The sequence below is a fragment of the Shewanella sp. CG12_big_fil_rev_8_21_14_0_65_47_15 genome, from assembly GCF_002783505.1.
Classification (GTDB): Bacteria; Pseudomonadota; Gammaproteobacteria; order Enterobacterales; family Shewanellaceae; genus Shewanella.
In genome coordinates, this window is sequence record NZ_PFGL01000042.1 from 86,982 (window position 1) to 105,344 (window position 18,363).

General features: G+C 45.4%; 7 protein-coding genes. All 7 read left to right on the forward strand.

Translation table 11 applies throughout. The features are described 5' to 3' along the window. Positions 1-5 precede the first annotated feature (5 nt). Positions 6-1,553, forward strand: coding sequence for a hypothetical protein (locus tag COW15_RS11130; RefSeq protein WP_293632630.1), 1,548 nt, complete (start codon positions 6-8; stop codon positions 1,551-1,553). Then, on the forward strand, positions 1,553-2,359 hold the full coding sequence (locus tag COW15_RS11135; protein ID WP_293632631.1) for a hypothetical protein: 807 nt from the start codon (positions 1,553-1,555) through the stop codon (positions 2,357-2,359). Before COW15_RS11130 ends, COW15_RS11135 begins: the two co-directional genes overlap by 1 nt. After that, positions 2,350-7,545 (forward strand): hypothetical protein, encoded by a 5,196-nt coding sequence (locus COW15_RS11140; protein ID WP_293632632.1) that lies wholly within the window; start codon positions 2,350-2,352, stop codon positions 7,543-7,545. The genes COW15_RS11135 and COW15_RS11140 overlap by 10 nt, the downstream gene beginning before the upstream one ends. Before the next feature lie 8 nt (positions 7,546-7,553). Further along, entirely contained in the window at positions 7,554-8,654 is a 1,101-nt protein-coding gene (locus COW15_RS11145) for a Wadjet anti-phage system protein JetD domain-containing protein (RefSeq protein WP_293632633.1), read from the forward strand. 122 nt (positions 8,655-8,776) lie between these two features. Further along, positions 8,777-9,949, forward strand: coding sequence for an SIR2 family protein (locus COW15_RS11150; protein WP_293632634.1), 1,173 nt, complete (start codon positions 8,777-8,779; stop codon positions 9,947-9,949). After that, entirely contained in the window at positions 9,946-11,841 is a 1,896-nt protein-coding gene (locus COW15_RS11155) for an ATP-binding protein (protein ID WP_293632635.1), read from the forward strand. The genes COW15_RS11150 and COW15_RS11155 overlap by 4 nt, the downstream gene beginning before the upstream one ends. 69 nt (positions 11,842-11,910) lie before the next feature. Beyond that, positions 11,911-18,342, forward strand: a complete 6,432-nt coding sequence (locus COW15_RS11160; protein WP_293632636.1) for a dsDNA nuclease domain-containing protein — start codon at positions 11,911-11,913, stop codon at positions 18,340-18,342. The last annotated feature ends 21 nt before the right edge of the window (positions 18,343-18,363 follow it).

An 18,363-nucleotide genomic window follows, 5' to 3' on the forward strand; every position in this document is an offset into this window, starting at 1 on the left:
TGTAAATGAAAGATGGGGCAAAGATTTCAACAAATCAGTTTTCGACATATGAATATGATGAGGCTCATGTTAGATGTGTAGTTTGCATAGTCTTACACGATGTGTTAGTTTTGTCGATATGTAGTGTTATGCAACCCAAATTGATTGGTGCTCAGTATGACCATGAAGGAAATACGATGGACTGGATTCCTTTAATTGCCTCGACTGCTCGCTTGATTGATCTTCACGATAGTCATCGAGAAAGTGGACGTTCAACTAGCCAGTATGACCTTTACCGTGAGGCCCGAGGGGGAAATCACGATGGACTTTGGTTGGATGTTGCACTGACAGTGATCGAATATCTACGAGAACGTGAGAGCGAAGTCGTAGGTGGATTTGTTTCTGGCACCGAGGTTCGGGAAAGTTTACAAAAACGTATTACTAATCTATCCGACGAAGATGTGAAATTTGTTCTATCAGCGTTAACCACACCCGCAGAAATATGGTTTGTAGAGAGGATGGATAATGGAACCAGACCTATTAACTCAACCAAGGAAACCAATCTAATTGAGCGCTCCCGCACTGCGGACGCCTATCGACTTGCTTCTACCGGTCGAACCGCAGCTGGGCTTGCCGCCAATGTGCGTGACATCGCTTATATTGCTGGGTCTGCAAAGAATCTACTTACCGCGATTAAAGCGCGTGATTTTTGGAAGATAACCGAACTAGCAGCAGCGATAATTGATGTTCTACGGACATTCAGGTTAGAGATTGAATCACATAGGGAGGGTAGTCAGAAGGCTGGTATTCAAGGATTTTTCAAGGAGCGTGGTGATGTGATTAAGGAGCAAATCGAAGATGCGGCCAAGATTCTTGTCGAAGCGAACGAGTTCCTTTCTCTTCAATCAACTCGTGCAGAATTCCAAATCTGGATAGCTGCTATGGATCGGGCTGGTAAACCGTCTTTCGGCCACGGTTATGCTAAAGAGCATTTGAAGAACGTCACCGGGCAAACGCTTAAGCTACTTGAATCATTTACACAACTGGTAAACGAGAGTCTTACCATGGACGAAAGTGCACTGAGTCCGGTTTCTTTCATTGACCTGTCAGCTTCGTTGGCCGCCAAATCATTCCAAGATAGTTTCTATTTTTCACTGATTAGCTCCTTTGGCCCTACCCGACTGAGGCAAATCATGCCTTGCCCCTTTGACTTTTTTGGAGTAGTCGAACCGCAACGAGGTATAGATAACCGTGAAGAAGACGAGGACAGTGAAGGGATCGAAGATACAGGCATTAAGGGTATCGGTTTCATCGCGGAGCACGGCTCAGCTATTCTCGCAGAGCTTCGTAAAGGTCCTCTTACTCTTACCGATGCGTTAGAGCGCGAGTGGATTGGCCTCGAAACAGACACTAGCAATCTCAGTGAGTTGGTCGGAACCTATTGTGATCCGACAATGCTTGGGGAGGACTTGAATATAGTCGTTCGTTTTGGAGATGGTCGAGCCACTTATGCAGCTGAAGGAGTCGGACGACTGTCGTTCGATGAATTAGTAATGGTCTTGGAGAGCAAATAATGGATATGGAGGATATGGGGCTGATCGTTGCGCATCTGCTTCGACATCGGATAGTTGAAACACATCCTGCCAATGGACGCAACACAGATGAGGCAAGGATCGTGGGGAAACTGTTATTTTCAATGAATACTGAAGAACGACGTTCGCTGGACAAAATATTTGCTGGTATGCGCCTTATATTTGTCGATTTTGACTGGCATGTCATCCCAGCCTTACCCAAAGGTGGACGAGTATATCTATTGGCTCGTGATATTGGAAAGGGTGAACCTTCGGCTGTCCTTGCCCCAGAAGTTATTTTAGACGCGATGCGGGAGAAAGGTAATGAATCCAAGAGCGAGGCTGCAGCATGGTTCGTGCATCTTTGGTTGGTCCACCTAGACCTGATCTATACAAACCAAGGCCGGTCACCATCTCAATTACAAACATATCCAAAGGGAATGTTCGACTTTGATGTCTTCTTGACACTAGTCCGTAATCATTTTGAGGATTTACGGCAGGGTTTGGATCGGAATGAAGTTCCGGCCGATGCTGTGTTCAAAACGTTCGAGAAAGCAAGCCATACAGAAGTAGAGCGTCGATGTCGGCGTTTCGTCAATCTAATGATTAACGCAGGTCTTCTAACGACTATTGCGAAGGATGTGTATCAGCAAACACTGCTCTCTGCATACGAGATCAAAAGGAATTACGAACTGGGTTTACAGCAGTTCGTAGAGGACTCCAACGCAAAGAAATATAGGCTTGCGACGTCGATTCTTACTGGAACGGATTACACAACAGATATTAACAGAGAGGCTGTATGTCGCTGATTGCAAGGATTCAGTATGTTAATTTCCTTACCTACAGTCACCCAGAAAGCAGAGATAGAAAGCCTGCTCTACGGGTCGTAGAGTTTTCTCCGCTCAAATATTCTACAGCTATCAATATCCCGAACGGTCATGGCAAAACTAACATGATCTCAGCCCTGCTTTACCTTATTAGCCGAGACAGAAAACTGAGGCTGCAAGCTCTGCCTCTGTTCACGCCACGCAGATGTGGAACACCTTCACACATCCGAGTTCAATTATGGGATCTACAAGATGATCTGATGCAAACCGACTTAGGTCTTGAAGATGGTTTATTGGATCCCAGAGATCTGCCTAACAATAATGATCACTATGTTTTTGGCTTGTGTGCCTATCAAGGAGAGGAACCAAAGTTTTACTACTATAGGGGGGTGTTAGAGGATTGTCCTGTATTCGAACGTACCGATAAGGGTTATTTGTATAGTCAAGAAACAGCAGTCCAACAAGCTGTGAGGGCTGTGGGTGGGACTTGGAACATCTCATCTGTTCATGAATGGCGCTCTCTTATTACCAGCCACATTCCTAGTCGAGTACTGGCGCAACAAGTAAAGTTTCATCTTGATGGTGGCGGTGACAAATCAGCTCAACTTCATCAGGTCGAGACAGAAAACGACGAGAGCTTCGATCAGGCATTTTTCCGAATGGTCATTGCTCCAGAGCTACTTGCATCGAATAGTGAGTTAGAGGAGGACCCTGAAGACCCACGCGAAAACTTCGAAGAACTACTTTATGCCCACTTTAGCAAGATGGCTTCAGCGACTATAAAAGCGGAGCAGGAGCAAAAGCTGATTAAAGAGCAAGAAGATGTTGTGCGTGATCTTGACGGCCTAGCAGCCACTGGCTCGAAAGCCCAGGAAGAAAGCGACAAGTATCGTCTGATGCTTGGGAATATTGCTCACGACGGCGCTTTAATCCAACACCTTGTGCGCACAGATCCATTTCCAGGATTGCTGGATGCGCGTTATTTGCCGTCTGGCCGAGTTGGTGAAATTGTACCATACGTAGTAATAGACAAGATCCACGGTCTAATGATTTTGGATGCAGGACTGGAAAAACTTACCAGTGTCGAGACCGGAATTCTAAATAGATCTGCCGAACGCTCAAAGATTGCGCGGCAAGAAGTAGATGAATTTCAAGTTGTTGATATTAGTTGGAATCTTGTAAATTTCAAGTCTGGTAATCGTGGTGGAGGGTACACTCGAAAAGCTTACGCCCTAGATGCCGCGATACAACTTCTCGCACAACTTCGAGACATCGGTACTGCAAAACTAGCTGGAGCTGCTGATATGCTACAGCAAGTATTTTGCTGGGTCGAAAACAAAGCTGACACCAACAGCTACCGAAAAGCAGCTCGGCAGCTTTTAGTGGAAATAGACAAACACCAAGAAGATATCAAACGGCGAATGGTTGAGATAGCTCAGTGGGAGTTCGAAGTTAACGAACTCGGGGATCGAATCTCTAAGTATGACCAAGCGAAAGGGGCCTTCGAGGATTTAATTGGAAGCGGGGATTTTTCTGCTAAAGAACTCGAAACCCCAATATTGCTCGCGAGCATAGTGGCCGATGAGCTTCATGCCTCTGATTGTGCGTTGAGGGAGCATGATATTCGTGTAGGTAGTCTCGAGCAACTGTTCACTCGTTACTTGACATTCTGTCAGAATAATCGCGGCCAATCGGTGCGAAACTGCTTGGATACACTGTCAGTGCGTATGGACAGCGCGAAGGAAGCTCTGCAAGTCGCTAAACAAAACCTTCATAATTCAAATGATGAAGTAATCCGACTAAAAACTCTGAAGTTAGATCAAGAAGATTTGCACAAAAAGAACCAACAGCAGCTTGAGACTCTGCAAGAGTTGCAATCTCATCATCCACTTTACGCGGAATGGTTTGGTGAAACATCGCCTGAAACTATCGATATTCGGGGTAATCTTAGGCAAATTGATTATGACGAGAAAGAGCTCGCTCATCGACGCAAGGAGTGTGAAGAGCTACAAGAGAGTATTACTGCGTTGTTGCCCTCAGTATCACGTTTCCGTGAATTGTTCGATGAGAGAGATGCCGATAGAATCAATATTTCTAGTGAGCTCCAACACATAGCGATTCAAGAGAAAGCGCTCGAGAAATCGCGGATAGTTGCGGATGCGCTGTATGTCCGTATTCAAAATTTACAGCCATTTGTTGGAGCATATCATCGAATTTTCGGTGATATCAATCCGCTAATGTTGAATCCTAGCAAGGAGCGTGCAGAATTGCAGCAGGCCATTATTCAGGCCGAAACGAGCTGTAAATCGTTAGATACTCAAGTTTCTAGACTCAATCTGTTCCGGGAGACGAACCCTGGTTGGAGCCCGACTGCATGGCTTGCTGAACTTGAATCACGGCGAATGGCGCTAACTCAAGAATTCGCTCAACAGAATCAGAAAGTTATTACTGCCCAGCGTCAGCTTGCCGAGTTGATGTCCGATCCTGTAGCCCGGCCAGAAGACGTAGCGTGTATGCATGACCTGCTCAGAGGAACAATTACATTTGTTCCTCTGCACATTTTTATAGAGAACAATTGTCCATCTGATGTGAAACAACATTGGCTGACGCACTTCTCATCATTGCTGTTTGCTCCAGTTGTTGAAACTATTGGGGAAGCGGCCAAGGCTTCCCGTTTGCTCTATAACGAACAAACAACGATGCCGGTGCTAATTGCAAGCCCGTTAAAGGCTATGATGGAGAGTGGCACACCGATGCTGGTTTTGGAAGAGGAGTGTGCATATACATGGCTAGCCGGTATAAAGACACGTATGGTGCATTGCCTTCTAAATCCAGAAGCGGTTAAAGAAGAGAGATCTTTGGCACATAAACGGTTGGCTTTGCTCAAAGAGGTGCTATTACAAAAAGAAGAGGAGCTTAATAAACTCTCAGAGAGATCGATTCCTACGCAACTAGCTCGCGATGCTGAGCGAGCGGAGAGTTCTAACGCAGAAGCTGAATTGTTAGCGACTTCTCAACAACTGACAAAATTACGCAAGCAGTTGCCAGACATTTTGTTACAAAGCTCCCCAGAAGCGCTCGACAGCATTCAAAAGATGCGAGAATACCTCGAATTGACCAAGGAGCATGGCGATAACATTGGCGAAAAGGTGGTTGAGGAACTTCGCCAAATTGTAGAGCAGATCGAGTTCTGGCGTCAGAAGAGGGAATGGTACGAGGAGCGTAACTCCGACGCAGTACGTCAGGTTATCCTGGATATGCGTCGTTATCAGGTTTTGATATCAAAGCATGGAGTTGATGTACTTCAAAATATACAGGCAGAGCTGGAACTAATAAGAGATCAAGGCAGTGACTTACAGCGCTCACGTGAGTGGTTTGAGGAACGGGATCGAGAAGACATCCATACTGCAATCACCGCTATGCGCAGATACTTGTTGGAAGGGGGCGAGGCTGAGCTTGCCAAGCGGCAAGGTATTTCTGAAACTTGCATGGCGGAACTGAAAGCTCTGACAAAAAAGATAGATGAGATGATGCAAGCTGTTGCTCAGTATGAAGCGCATCACACTACAGCCCAAAATGCTGAATCAAGCGCGGTAGAGGCATATCACCAGAACTATCAGAATTTACTTGACCTAGCTGACTTTTCAGAAGGTGAGGGTTTGTTGTTCATGGAGACCCACGAGAGTTCACGTCAATCTCTGGAGTTTGACAAGCGTAAGGCTGAGACCCGTAAAGGTTATGAAAGCCAGTTTCCACACGCTCAACGTTATATAGATGAAAGCAGAGATGGTCAGACTAGCGAACAGGACTTGCTAAAACACAAAGCGGATTTAGCGATAAAGACTGCAAAAGCAAGGCTCCTGCAGGAAAAGGATACCCATGCAGTGGATGAGAAGAATCAGAGGCTAGTTACTATCAAGAGCCTTCGGGATGTTCTTCATGAGGCAGCGTGTCGGCTACTCGCAGAGTTCCGATCCGTTGCAAAAGATCTCGAAGACATTCGAGACTCAGGGAATATAAAGGATATTCAATTCAATAATTCTGCCCTGTTCCTTCATGCTGAGTTAATTCGAGAACGGCTCAAACATTCAGACTGTGATCCATTCTTAATCGATAATATTCGCAAGCTTGGCCGATTATCCGGTGAGTTGGGACTAGCAGAGCAGTCTAAAGATATTGCTCAAGTGCGACGCAATGCCGAGCGGGTTGTTCGTGAATATAAGGAACGCAAGGACCGCTTTTGCAATGATATAACCAATGGTTATAGAAAAGGACTCTCAGTGCTTAACAGCGAATGGTTGCAAAGCCAAGAGCGCTTTGATGCACCAGCTGATCTGAAATCCCAGATTGAGGTGAGTATTGCGAGTAACAAAACGCTATTACTCCAAGCTACCACAAGTCTAGAGTTTGCTCGTGACAAAACCACAGATATGTTGACAATACTGGCGAAGGACGCAGATCGCGCGTTGTCGATTTTGGATGACGCGATGGCGACTACTCCTTCTGCGCGTTTCTATGTTAGGGCTAGTGTCATCACAGATGACAAGATTGACAACCTTTTGAGTCGACTCTATTACGATATCGAAGCGCAGATGCGACGCGATACTAATAATTCGTTCATAACAGAAAAGCGCCAGAAAACACGAGTAATTAACGAGTTGCGTGGCGAGATCTATCGATCTTTGTTCACTGATGTGAGCGTAGAATTCCGTCATCCTTCAATTTGGGAAGGAGGGCAACATAAACTATCCTCTAAAAGCTTAAGCGAGGGCATGCGGACAGCCATCAGCTTGATGTGGATCGCGAAGCTGGCTGAATTCCGTCTACGACAGGCTATTGACCTAGCCGGTGGAATGAGACGTCAGAACAATCGTGCTGCTTTGCGCAAAGAACGCTATTTCGTGATTCTGGACGGGCTCTTTTCCAACCTTAGTCACGACACGATGATTGATTCTGCAATGGAGTCGCTTCGCCTCTCTGCTGGTCATTTCCAGCTAATAGGAATGATTCATCATCCGAGGTATATAAACAATCCGAAGATCTTTCCATCATATTTTGTCGGTAGACCATATCATGCTAAGGGCGGTAAACATTCATGGCTTACTGTTGAATCGAACGAAGAGCAGCCAGGTTCACTAGGCATTTTTGGCTCACATTTCACACAATAGGTGTTTGTATGGTCGTCGATTGTATTGAAAAGGTCGTGAGCGAGCTGAGGCTGCAAACTCGGAATAGCAATGTTTTGCAGGGAAGTGCTCTGATTGAAAGAATTGCACGCAAAACGGAGCTGGATGCTGCGACGATTAGAAACTGTTTCAAAGAGATGAGAGCTCGTGGGTGGGTAGAAGCTAGTTCATGGTCGGGAACTGGCAATCCGGTGGGACGCGTTAAGGTGAGCTTGCCTCCGTTACCTCCTCCATTATGGGCCGATGGTTGGAAACGAGCATTAGCAGCTAGCGAACAACTGTCTGAAGCTGATCGGGAAACGTTGTACGAATGTGGATCCAACTTGTCCGACATGGATGCGTCAGAGTTTCCTAAAATATTAGATGGCCTAGTCCGCTTGCGAAAGGAGCAATCTGAGCTCATAGGCAGTCCAGCTTTCCTTGTGAGTGCGAGGTATCTGAGAGGTTCGTCAAAAATTTTGGGCAAATTGGGTGCTCGTGCCATTAAGGCGTTTGGCATCAATCTTTTGCATTTTACTGACCATCCGCAATATGTGGTTACGGCTGGATCTGCAAATCCAGAGACAGTGGTGCTTGTTGAAAACCCTGCAGCTTTTGAACTAGCTGTAACAACTAAGGCAATTGAGCATTGTGCGTTTATTTCTACTTTTGGCTTTGGATTAAACAAATCATCTGAAGACTTTGGTAATCAGCTTGCTGGTATGGTCGAAGAGCGTTTCTCAAGAGCTGTAACGTTGACTCGTGAAGGGTCATCAGGTAACACATCAGCAAGAGAGCTTCTCACTCATTCGAATATCACCTTCTGGGGCGACTTGGATATCGCAGGAATGGCGATTTACGAACGAATTGCTAAAAGTCTTCCAAATATAAAGCTTTCCGCACTGTATGAACCAGCTATTAAAGCGGTATTAGAACATGATCATCGACATCCTTACGTATCAGCAGTCGGGAAGTCTGGGCAGGTAATGTTTAAAGCCACTCGGCCTGATACCATTAAAATGCTCAGCTATTGCAGTGAATGGGCTGCAGATCAAGAGTTAGTTACGGAGATCCAAATTGAAGAGCTAGCGGGTGAAGTGCTTGCACCCTAGGAGGTATAGAGAAATGCGTCCACTTATCAAAGTATCGAGGGTTAAATATGCCTCCTAGCATATCGACATATTTTCCTTAAGTTTGTATTTTAGGGATAGTAAAACTTTATGGCTCGAAGTAAATGAGTTCACATGACGCAAAAGATGCATTGCAGCAACTTGATAGCCTTCTTGCCGCCAGCAATCAGTCTTGGTTGTTTGGGGCTGGGATCAGTTTCGATGCCAATATTCCTCTAATGTATCCGTTAACTGAAAGAGTGTTATCTCTAGCGGAACAGTCAGGCTCTGATTGTTTAAAGGCATTATTATCTCATGTCAAAGAAGAGCTCTCGCCAGATGCTCACATTGAGCATTATCTCAGTCACTTAGGGGATTACATAGCTCTTGCTGAACGCAAAGCTGACAGCCGATTAGCTTTTGGTGCAGAGCAAGTATCATTGGAAGACATGAAGCAGGCACATACGGAAGTGCTAAGGCTAATTGCGGATACTGTCAGGTATGGTTATAAAAAAGGCGTTAACCCCGGGGAAGATGAGATTGGAAGCTTGGAGAGTCCAATCGTTGACGTCAGCAAACACCTCGATTTTATTAATGCCTTATTTTTATCGTCGCAAGGTGTTGCAAACCGGCGACGAGCCTTACGTTTGTTTACTACAAATTACGATACCCTGCTTGAAGATGCCCTTGCGTTGAACTGTATTCCTTATTGGGATGGGTTTTCAGGTGGTGCTGTTGCTTTCAAACAGTTCAAATATGGTGATTCAGAGCCTGCTGAAGGATACCAAGCACATCTAGTCAAACTGCACGGATCGATAGATTGGTATTCGGGGCCTGAGGGGAAAATTTGGCGAGTCAGAGATCGCGACCTTTACCCTCAAAAAGAATCAAGAGTTTTGATTTATCCTCAATCGACTAAATACATCGCAACGCAAAGAGATCCTTTTGCAAGTCAGTTTGAATTGCTCAGAAGAGCTTTAACTTTCACAAAAGACCATGTGTTTATTACTTGTGGCTACAGCTTCGGTGATGAGCATATTAATCAGGAGATCGAGTTATCGTTCGAGAATCCGGATTGCCGCAGCACTCTGGTCGCTTTTGTTAAAGAACCAAACGATTCACTTCGTCGATGGCAAAATTCATTTTGGAGCAACAGGTTATATGTAGTCTGTGAGTCTGGACTTTACCGTGGCAATAGCAAGTTAGTTGAACCAAACCAGGGCAATTTTTTAAGTTGGTGGACCTTTCAAGGGCTGATTGCGACGTTAAAAGAAGGTGCGGAGGCTCAATTAGTATGAACCATTTCATGTTACTCCCAGAGCTCAAGATTGGCCATGTAGTTGAAGTCGCGGGCACTTCGATAAAAGTGGAGTTATCCGGAGATGTTGGTGAACTCACGAAGAACTATGATGGAAGAGTTTATTCGGTAGGGCAAATTGGCAGCATTGTAAAAGTCCATTTTGGAAGACGGCTGATTTTCGGTTTTGTCACTTTGTTGAGGATGAGATCCGAAGAATATGTTGAGCAGGGTAAACCGATCCCTGTTGATGCGGACCAGAGACTTATGGAAGTTGAACTTTTTGCAGAAGGAATTTGGAATGGAAAGTTCAATAAGCTTGAACTCACGCGAGGCATCACAACCTATCCCTTACCTTTGCAGACCGTACATTTGCTAACTAAAGAAGAAACAGGACTTATTTTTACAGCCGCAGAGGGAAGTTATAGCGAGGACGATTTTTCTCCAATGGTCGCTTTTGGTTCTTATGTTGGGGCTGAAGGCACTACATGCCATGCAAATATCGATAAGATGTTTGGTTTGCATTGTGCGGTTTTAGGATCAACAGGCTCGGGCAAATCTGGGGCTGTTGCTGCCCTATTACACAGCATGCTGGAGCATAAACCCAAACAAGATACGAATTCATCTCCACGAATCGTTATTATTGACCCACATGGTGAATACGGTAGTGCGTTCAACAATAAGGCTGTTGTCTACAAAGCTTATGATCCTATAGGTAACGATAACGATACTTCAGAGACCATCTCATTACCTTATTGGCTGTTATCTGCTGATGAATTCAGAACGCTGGTCATAGGAAAGACGGAAAGCGAAGCAACTGCCCAAAACAACATCATATATAAAGCATTGACTCACTCAAGGATGGTTGCTGCTGGCCTGGTTGCACCTGCACCAAATCGACATGGTGTTCCTCCGAGTGACCTTGAGGATCATGAAAAGCCAGGAATATTAGAGGGGTTTTCGATAGAAGATGTCCTCAGGTTTGACAGGGATAAACCCAGACCTTTCTGTTTGAACGAGCTTTATAACCATATTTTTTATGTTCAGGCTTCTCGAGTTCAAAATGGACTTCTTCAGCCAATTACTGCAACAGAATTTTCCAAAAGCTTTAAATCGGTACTAGACAAACTTTCTGTACTTAGACTAGACCCTAGAATTCGATTTATGATGAGTAATTGGCGAGAGACGCCGACTACTTTGCAACAAGTTTTGAGCCAGTTTGTAGGTCAAAAAACTCATGAAGATGGAACGGTTCAAGATATTCGTATTATTGATATTTCTGGTCTGCCGAATGAAGTTGCGGGTCCGCTGACATCCATGGTGGCGAGGCTACTGTTCAATTATAAGGTCTATCAGACACAAGATGAGCGCAAGAGAGATCCTGTTGTTCTTGTCTGTGAAGAGGCGCATAGATATGTGCCCAATAAAGGCGAAGCTGAGTACGCTTCCGCACAAAACTCAATAAAACGCATCGCACGGGAAGGTCGGAAATACGGGGTGAGTCTGATGCTAGTCAGTCAAAGACCTGCGGATATTGAAGGTACAGTGATCTCTCAATGCGGTACATGGGTGGTGTTAAGGTTAACAAACGCCTCTGATCAGCAGCAAGTCTCAAAGTTTTTGCCAGACGGTCTGTCAGGCATGACTAAGATTTTACCGAATTTAGTTCAGCAGGAAGCCATATTTGTTGGTGAAGGTGCCGCAATGCCTTGCCGAATTAAAATCAGAGATCTTCCGAAATCGAAGCTTCCACGGTCTGAGAATATTAAGTTTGCTGCAGGATGGTCTGAGCGCAGGTTGACGGATGCTGAGCTTGATGTTGTTGCCGTGAGGATGGCTGGTCCTGTAGCACCATTGCAAAGACAAGTTATTGAAGCAGAACAGCCATTTTAATTGGCGAACAAAAACAATCTAGATTCTTAAATCTAAATCAGTTAACGCAATCATGAAGTGGTGCTGCATTTGGAAAATAATTCTGACTTTTTAGGTGCCGTTGCATCAAATGCTGGCGATGACTTTCACATTCTTTGGGCTGCGCGCCAGATGTTGAAACTCTTGGACATGGATGACGATGTTTCGGGTGTAAAAGTCGAAGGTCCTCCTCGTGATGAAGTGCATAGCGATATAGGCGAGCACGGTCAGGCAGTTGACGTTACTTTGTTGAGAGATTCTGCAGATGGAACTTCGTACACCTATTTACAGCTTAAGCACTCCGCCTCAAACCCGAACAACAGTTGGAACTGGTCTCGGTTGCTTACCCCCCGGGCAAAAACTAAACCATTAAGTAGTGTATTAGGTAAGCTTGCTCAATTACTTAAAGCTGTTGGGTTTAAAGGTAACTACTCTATTGTTACAAATCAGCCTTTGTCTCATGTAGTGGCTGAGGACATCAGGCGGTTAATTAAAAATGGTTATAAGCCTGTACCAGATGATGCTGAGCTCCTAAAGAAAATTTCCAAGGGGTTAGGGTTAACCGCCAAACAAGTCATAAAGTTTCTGGAAGCTTGGGACCTGACAGGCTTCTCATCAACATCACGACTTAGTATGGAAAGTGAAGTCATTCAGCGTATTGCCAGGTTGTCTGATGCTGATGCTCGTGACGACGCCAATCTCTTACAGAAGCGTGTCGCTACACTAATGCTTCCCGAGAGTTGCAACGATACAGCGGTTACTCGCGAGCAATTATTAGTTTGGTTGGGGATTGGTAGTAAAGGAATGTTGTTTCCTGCTCCTTCGCATATTAAACCAGCACAACCGTATTTGCGACGAGCCATTTGTAGAAGGCTCGGTGAGGGTCTTGCTCGATCTTTGAAACCAATGCGCATTCATGCAGGAGGAGGATGCGGCAAAACAAGTTTAATCTATGATCTTCCTTCAATGCTCCCAGCTGGGTCGGAAGTCTTCATCTACGATTGCTATGGCGGGGGCCTATTTCTAGCGTCTGATCAGAAGCGCCATCTTCCCGAGACTGCTTTCACGCAAATTGGAAATGAACTTGCAGTACGTTTAAAAACGCCCTTAGTAATGCGTCGCCAGGGTAGTATTGACGTGTTTGAGGCATTACGGAACCGCATTGCGTTAGCAGCTGAACTTTTGAAACTACGAAATCCAGACGCTCTGTTAGTATTATGTTTTGATGCCGCTGATAATGCAAAGACGGGAGCTCGACATTGGCATGAGCCATGTTTCCTCGATACTTTGTGCCAGGCGTCCGTTTGGCCTGATAATGTCCGAATAGTGGTTAGTTGTCGTACTGCTAGGCTTACAAATTTAGGTGAAAAGCATTTATTCGAAGATTTCGAGATTTCTCCTTTCGACGTTGATGAAGTTCGTGAACTTGTAGCCCTATGGCAGCCTGAGTGGCGTAAGGAGCTAGCGACAACATTTGAAAACCTGACAGGTGGCAACCCTAGGCGTCTTGTTTACGCTATTAAAGGGTTGCCAAGCGACGGTGAGAAACAGGCAATTGCTCGGCTGATGCCTAAAGCTGAGGGTATTAACCCTTTGTTTGAGCAGAGGGTGCTTGAAGCTGGGACTCATCTTGGTGACCCCAACAAAGTTTGGCGGGTTCTTGATGCCTTATCCCGTCTTCCTCGCCCTGTCCCTGGACACATGTTAGCGATTTTAACAGAGCTTACCCCACCAGATCTTATCGATATAGCAGCAGATGTTGGCGGAATTATTGAACGTGAAGAGGGGTGGTCCTTTCACGATGAAGATTTTGAGGCGTTCGTTATAGAGCGTGTTGAGAGTGATGGGAAAGCGGTACTCGATCGTGCTGCAGAATTGCTCCTTAATACAAAACTTACAGATCGTTACTCTGTGACCAGTATTGCAGAAGTGTTAGTGGCCGCCAATCGTTTCGAAGATCTGTACAAACTGGTTGCCGATGAGAAAGAAACCTCTAAAGTCCTTACGCCACTTGAAGCACAATTTGTACAGTCTAGAAATCTCAGCCTGGCGATACGTTGCAGCAGGACATTATCCGACATCACCAGTGCATGTAGTCTGCTCATTACCTCAGCGGATGCAATTAGGCGGACAAAACTACTGGAAGAAATGACGGTAGACAATCTTGATCTATCCGTTAGGTTTGCTGCCGATGAAGCGAATCGACTTGTTATGGTTGGACAGATACATAGAGCCAAGCGAGCCAGACTGAGGATCGAGCTTGCTCATCAGTTATCACACCCAAATCCTGAAGCTGCCAAACTACATCTTAGATGGTGGCACGCATATCTTAGAGAGTTGCATGAGACGGAGAGCCCCAACAAAGTCAAGGTGACGTACGCAGATATCGCAGCTGAATACCAATCCTATGCCGCACTGCATGGTCACGAAATTGCCTTCAAACGTCTGCTCAATTGGCGACCTCAATCGGTTTTACTGCCAGTGTTCAGGCTTCTAGCTACAAACGCGGCAGGAGGTAATCGCAAAGTATTACTTGAAACAATAGGTTCACGCGATTGGCCACCGCTTGGGCTCGCACCACTTATGGCTGCAGCTTTACTTGCAGGGGCAGATATTAAAGAGCCTGCAATGCTTAAAGGCCTTACACGATTGGCACGGGCCAAGCGGACTAGATGGTCGGCATCAATTGAAAGCAGCGTGATTAATTCGCCAGTTTTAGCTTGGCATGAATCTGTGCTCTTAATTTGCGAGCGATCGGTTATTCATGAAGATCTAAGGGCATTGGTTGTGCAAATTCTCGATCATGCACTGCCGAAACCAGAACTTTCCGAGACTCATCATTTGTATCGGTTGCGTTCAGGGGCAGCACGCCATGCGCGCGTTTATGTTATGCGTGAATGGATTTCAGGATCAATTATTTCAGTAGAAGACTGGTTGCCATTACCACGTAAAGTGCCTCAAAGAACTAATAGTCGATCTACAAGGCAGCATGAAGAGTCCCCAGAGGAATATTGGAACAAGTCACTGACAGAAACCATGCTGACTTTCTCTAAATTTGTCAAAGCTGCACGTGTAACATTGAGCTCAATAGCCGTTAATCCCCTCAAAAGTTGGCCAGAGCTAGCTAATGTACTTAGTATTTCGAATGTCTATAATCGGCCATTTCTCCGAGATTCCGATCAAGCAGTACTGCTCATTCGCAACCACTTGATGCATACAGGTATTACTGGTGGTGACGTAATATCGATTATCCCTTCTGTACACAACGTCTTAGAGAGTTGGTCATCAGATAACATCACAAACATGCTGGAGTTATCAAAAGAGTTAGTCTTGCAGCCCCGTGCTCACGATGCGGCACTAACACTATTGAGTGAACTTGTTGATAGACTTACAACTTCACCTTTGCCTGCATCTGAACGAGTTAAATTATTTGTTAAGGGCGCGCGAATTGCACTTCCACTGGATATGGATTTTGCGAAGTTGCTCTTTGGTAAGGCAGCTGAAGCAACTTCTACTATTGATTACGATGCGCATAGTGCTCTACAGGCCGTTGGTGTTTTAGTGAAGGCTGGGATTGGAGATAATTGGACTGTACAAGCTGCGTTTGCTGCAAGATTGGCAGATGCTGTTGGTGCCGTTGTTGAATCTTTAGGGCTCGATAGCGATTTTGATTGGGGTGAGGCCGAGGGGTGGATTACTGCGTGCAATCTGCCAATGGGTTTAGTAACTGCGGCTCGTTGGCATGACAGAGGAATCGCGGCTATCGATCAAACTCTGCATAACGTAATTGCGAATGGCCGAGAATTGTCGTTTCCGCAGCGCGTAGCTCTAGCGACCGTGGCAACTGATGGTCCAATTGAGCTACACACAGCGATCGATGGCTGCTCTAAGCTCCCCAAATGGATGGTGGAATCTACGTTGGCAGCGCAACTTAACTCAGGCGATCCTGAAGCCTTTTCCTCCTTGTTCCGTATGCTTCAGGGAGTGGGTGCTCCTGATGCGCAGGCAGCTATTCTTGCTGCTAAGACTTTTAACGACACTTTCGTTGAGTGGCAAAAAAGCATTGAGGACGCTTCAAAGAGGTTTGATAAAAAACTAGAGGATAAACTTGAGCCAAAACCAGAGCCTCCTCTTGCTACGCCTGAGGATATAAAGGCCGCTTTGCAAGTAGGTGCAGGAAAATATGGGCCTAGCACCTATCAATTCTGTGATGTAGCAAAGCGAGTGAATAGTTTCAAGCTACGAGTCCCTTTTCTCGAAATTGCGCTGGAAATTGGTGGGCAACATGGAGAGTTTGGTGAGGCTATACCTCAAATACTTGAGCATTGGTCAAACTACCCGCCTGTTGTTACTTGGATGCGTGAACGTTTTCCTTCCTATATTGTTGGAGCGCTAAGTCATCTTTTTCAATGGCGCTATGATAAAACAGATATCATAGAGGCCGCACTGGCTGCAACGGGACTCACTCTTGTTGAACAAGCTAGCCTTCTCCTTGAAGGTATCGAGCGGCAAGAGGGGCGAATCTCGGCCGACCTTCTTTATACTCTGATCGGGCTTATTGCTGCACGAACTCCCATAGAAAAGCGCTCTAGCTTACTAGATGCTTTATTGCTTAGAGTAGAAACACGTACCACCCATCAGTCACTCGTTTGTCTTACTGACATCATGCCACCAGAAGATAATGCCGAAAGTGTGGCTCGTTTCTTGTTTTCTGCCATGGGAGATATGGATCGTCGGGTTCGGTGGCGCGCCAGTCATGCAGCACTGATTCTGATGAGAGGCCAAGATCCTGCTTGGGATAAGCTGGTTAAGTGTTTAACACAAACAGAAGAACCTGTGTTTGTCGGCAATCATTTTTATCACTACGCAGCAAGAGAACAACTGTGCTTAGTAATGTTGCGTGCAACAACAGAAAACACAAAATCGGTAGCGCCTTATGCATCTCTTATTCTTGATACTATTAATCGCGAACCTCATTTGATAATTCGTGAGTTAGGACGTTCTGTGCTTAAAGCGCTTGAGTCTTCCAAAGACTGGTTGCCAACTGCAGAAGAGAGTTCTTTCGTTGATCACATTAATCGTAGCCAGCTCTTACCTGTGGCTCGTAGCAAGCAAAATAGGCGTCTTTTGGACTCCGAGATAAGTACTCAGAGAAAATACCACTTCGACAGCATTGATGCCGTACCCTATTGGTTTAAGTCAGTAACAAGATTGTTTGATATCAGTATGGATGATTTTCTTAGCAGACTTGAATACATGCTATGTGACCAATGGGGCTGTGATGTAACTACAACAAATTGGGATAAAGAACCACGTCTTGAGCGGCTCAATGGTACGCACGATTTGGCATCCAGACGGCATGGAGCTCGTCCAACTATCGAGCGATTGAGCTATTATTTGGAATGGCAGGCAATGATGTGCGTTGTGGGGGAACTGATTGGAGAGCAACCTCTTGTTGTATCTTCCGACGATAATGAGTGTGCTTTTAGGGATTGGTTGGAACGCAGTCTTGTTACTCTTAGCCCGCATTGGTTAAGCGATTTCAGAACTTTTGCTCCCCTTGAATCCCGTTTTTGGGGTATTCCACCTGTCGACATACCAGAAACCGATAGTTCCGTTGATGATGACGCGCTAGCCCATGCATGGAGCCAAACACTTTCACCTTCAGATTTTGACGCTGAGATAAACGCGGCAGAGGGAATTGTTGTCGCTGCTGATTTTAGACTTCGCTGGGGCCGTGCAACTCAAGATGTGTATGTTCATTCGGCACTAGTTTCTTCATCTACGGCTAATGCGCTTGGCCAAGCATTGGCTAATGTGCGTAATCGTATGGATTTTGCGCTCCCTGATGGGAGATATCATCAAGATATTGATTCGCAAGAATTCAAACTTGAAGCTTGGTTACAAACAAATGAGCATGATCCTAAAGTAGATAAATTCGATGTTCGGAGAGGGACTGTCACCGGAATTCCAGTAGTGCCGCTTGCTGCAGCTGTTGCCGAAGAACTGACATTCGATGTTGATCAAGCTTCATGGCTGTCGCGGCGCCACGGAGAGATCCTCAAGATTGCACAATGGGGAAGCGAAGATACAGTTAATGGTAATGGCTGGCGTGCCACGGTCAATCGAGGCGTCCTTTCCGAATTGTTAAAACGGGCAGACAGAAGTTTAATCCTTCAAGTGGAGATTTCTCGGCAATTAAAGAATGAAGAATTCGATGCAGACAGAACCAAGTGGTTAATCTATGTGGTTGATGTAAATGGAGATGTGACAAGAATTGAAAGAGAAAAGCGAAGTCTTGGTAAAAATTTGGTGCGGGGTGAAGGACTCCACAACAGCGTTGATATCCTAGGTCGCTGGATGTTGCATCGAATTGCTGAATTAGAGAGGCAACGCGAGGTTGCACCGGAAATGGATGATGTTTTAGTGAGTGAAATACATAGAATTTACTCCGATTTTCTAAACTCAAACAGAGACCATTAAACATATATTTTTAGATGGTTA

Excerpts from the sequence above, each read along its gene's own strand:
- COW15_RS11130 (WP_293632630.1), top strand. The coding sequence starts at position 6 with ATGAAAGATGGGGCAAAGATTTCAACAAATCAGTTTTCGACATATGAA.
- COW15_RS11135 (WP_293632631.1), top strand. The coding sequence starts at position 1,553 with ATGGATATGGAGGATATGGGGCTGATCGTTGCGCATCTGCTTCGACAT.
- COW15_RS11140 (WP_293632632.1), top strand. The coding sequence starts at position 2,350 with ATGTCGCTGATTGCAAGGATTCAGTATGTTAATTTCCTTACCTACAGT.
- COW15_RS11145 (WP_293632633.1), top strand. The coding sequence starts at position 7,554 with ATGGTCGTCGATTGTATTGAAAAGGTCGTGAGCGAGCTGAGGCTGCAA.
- COW15_RS11150 (WP_293632634.1), top strand. The coding sequence starts at position 8,777 with ATGAGTTCACATGACGCAAAAGATGCATTGCAGCAACTTGATAGCCTT.
- COW15_RS11155 (WP_293632635.1), top strand. The coding sequence starts at position 9,946 with ATGAACCATTTCATGTTACTCCCAGAGCTCAAGATTGGCCATGTAGTT.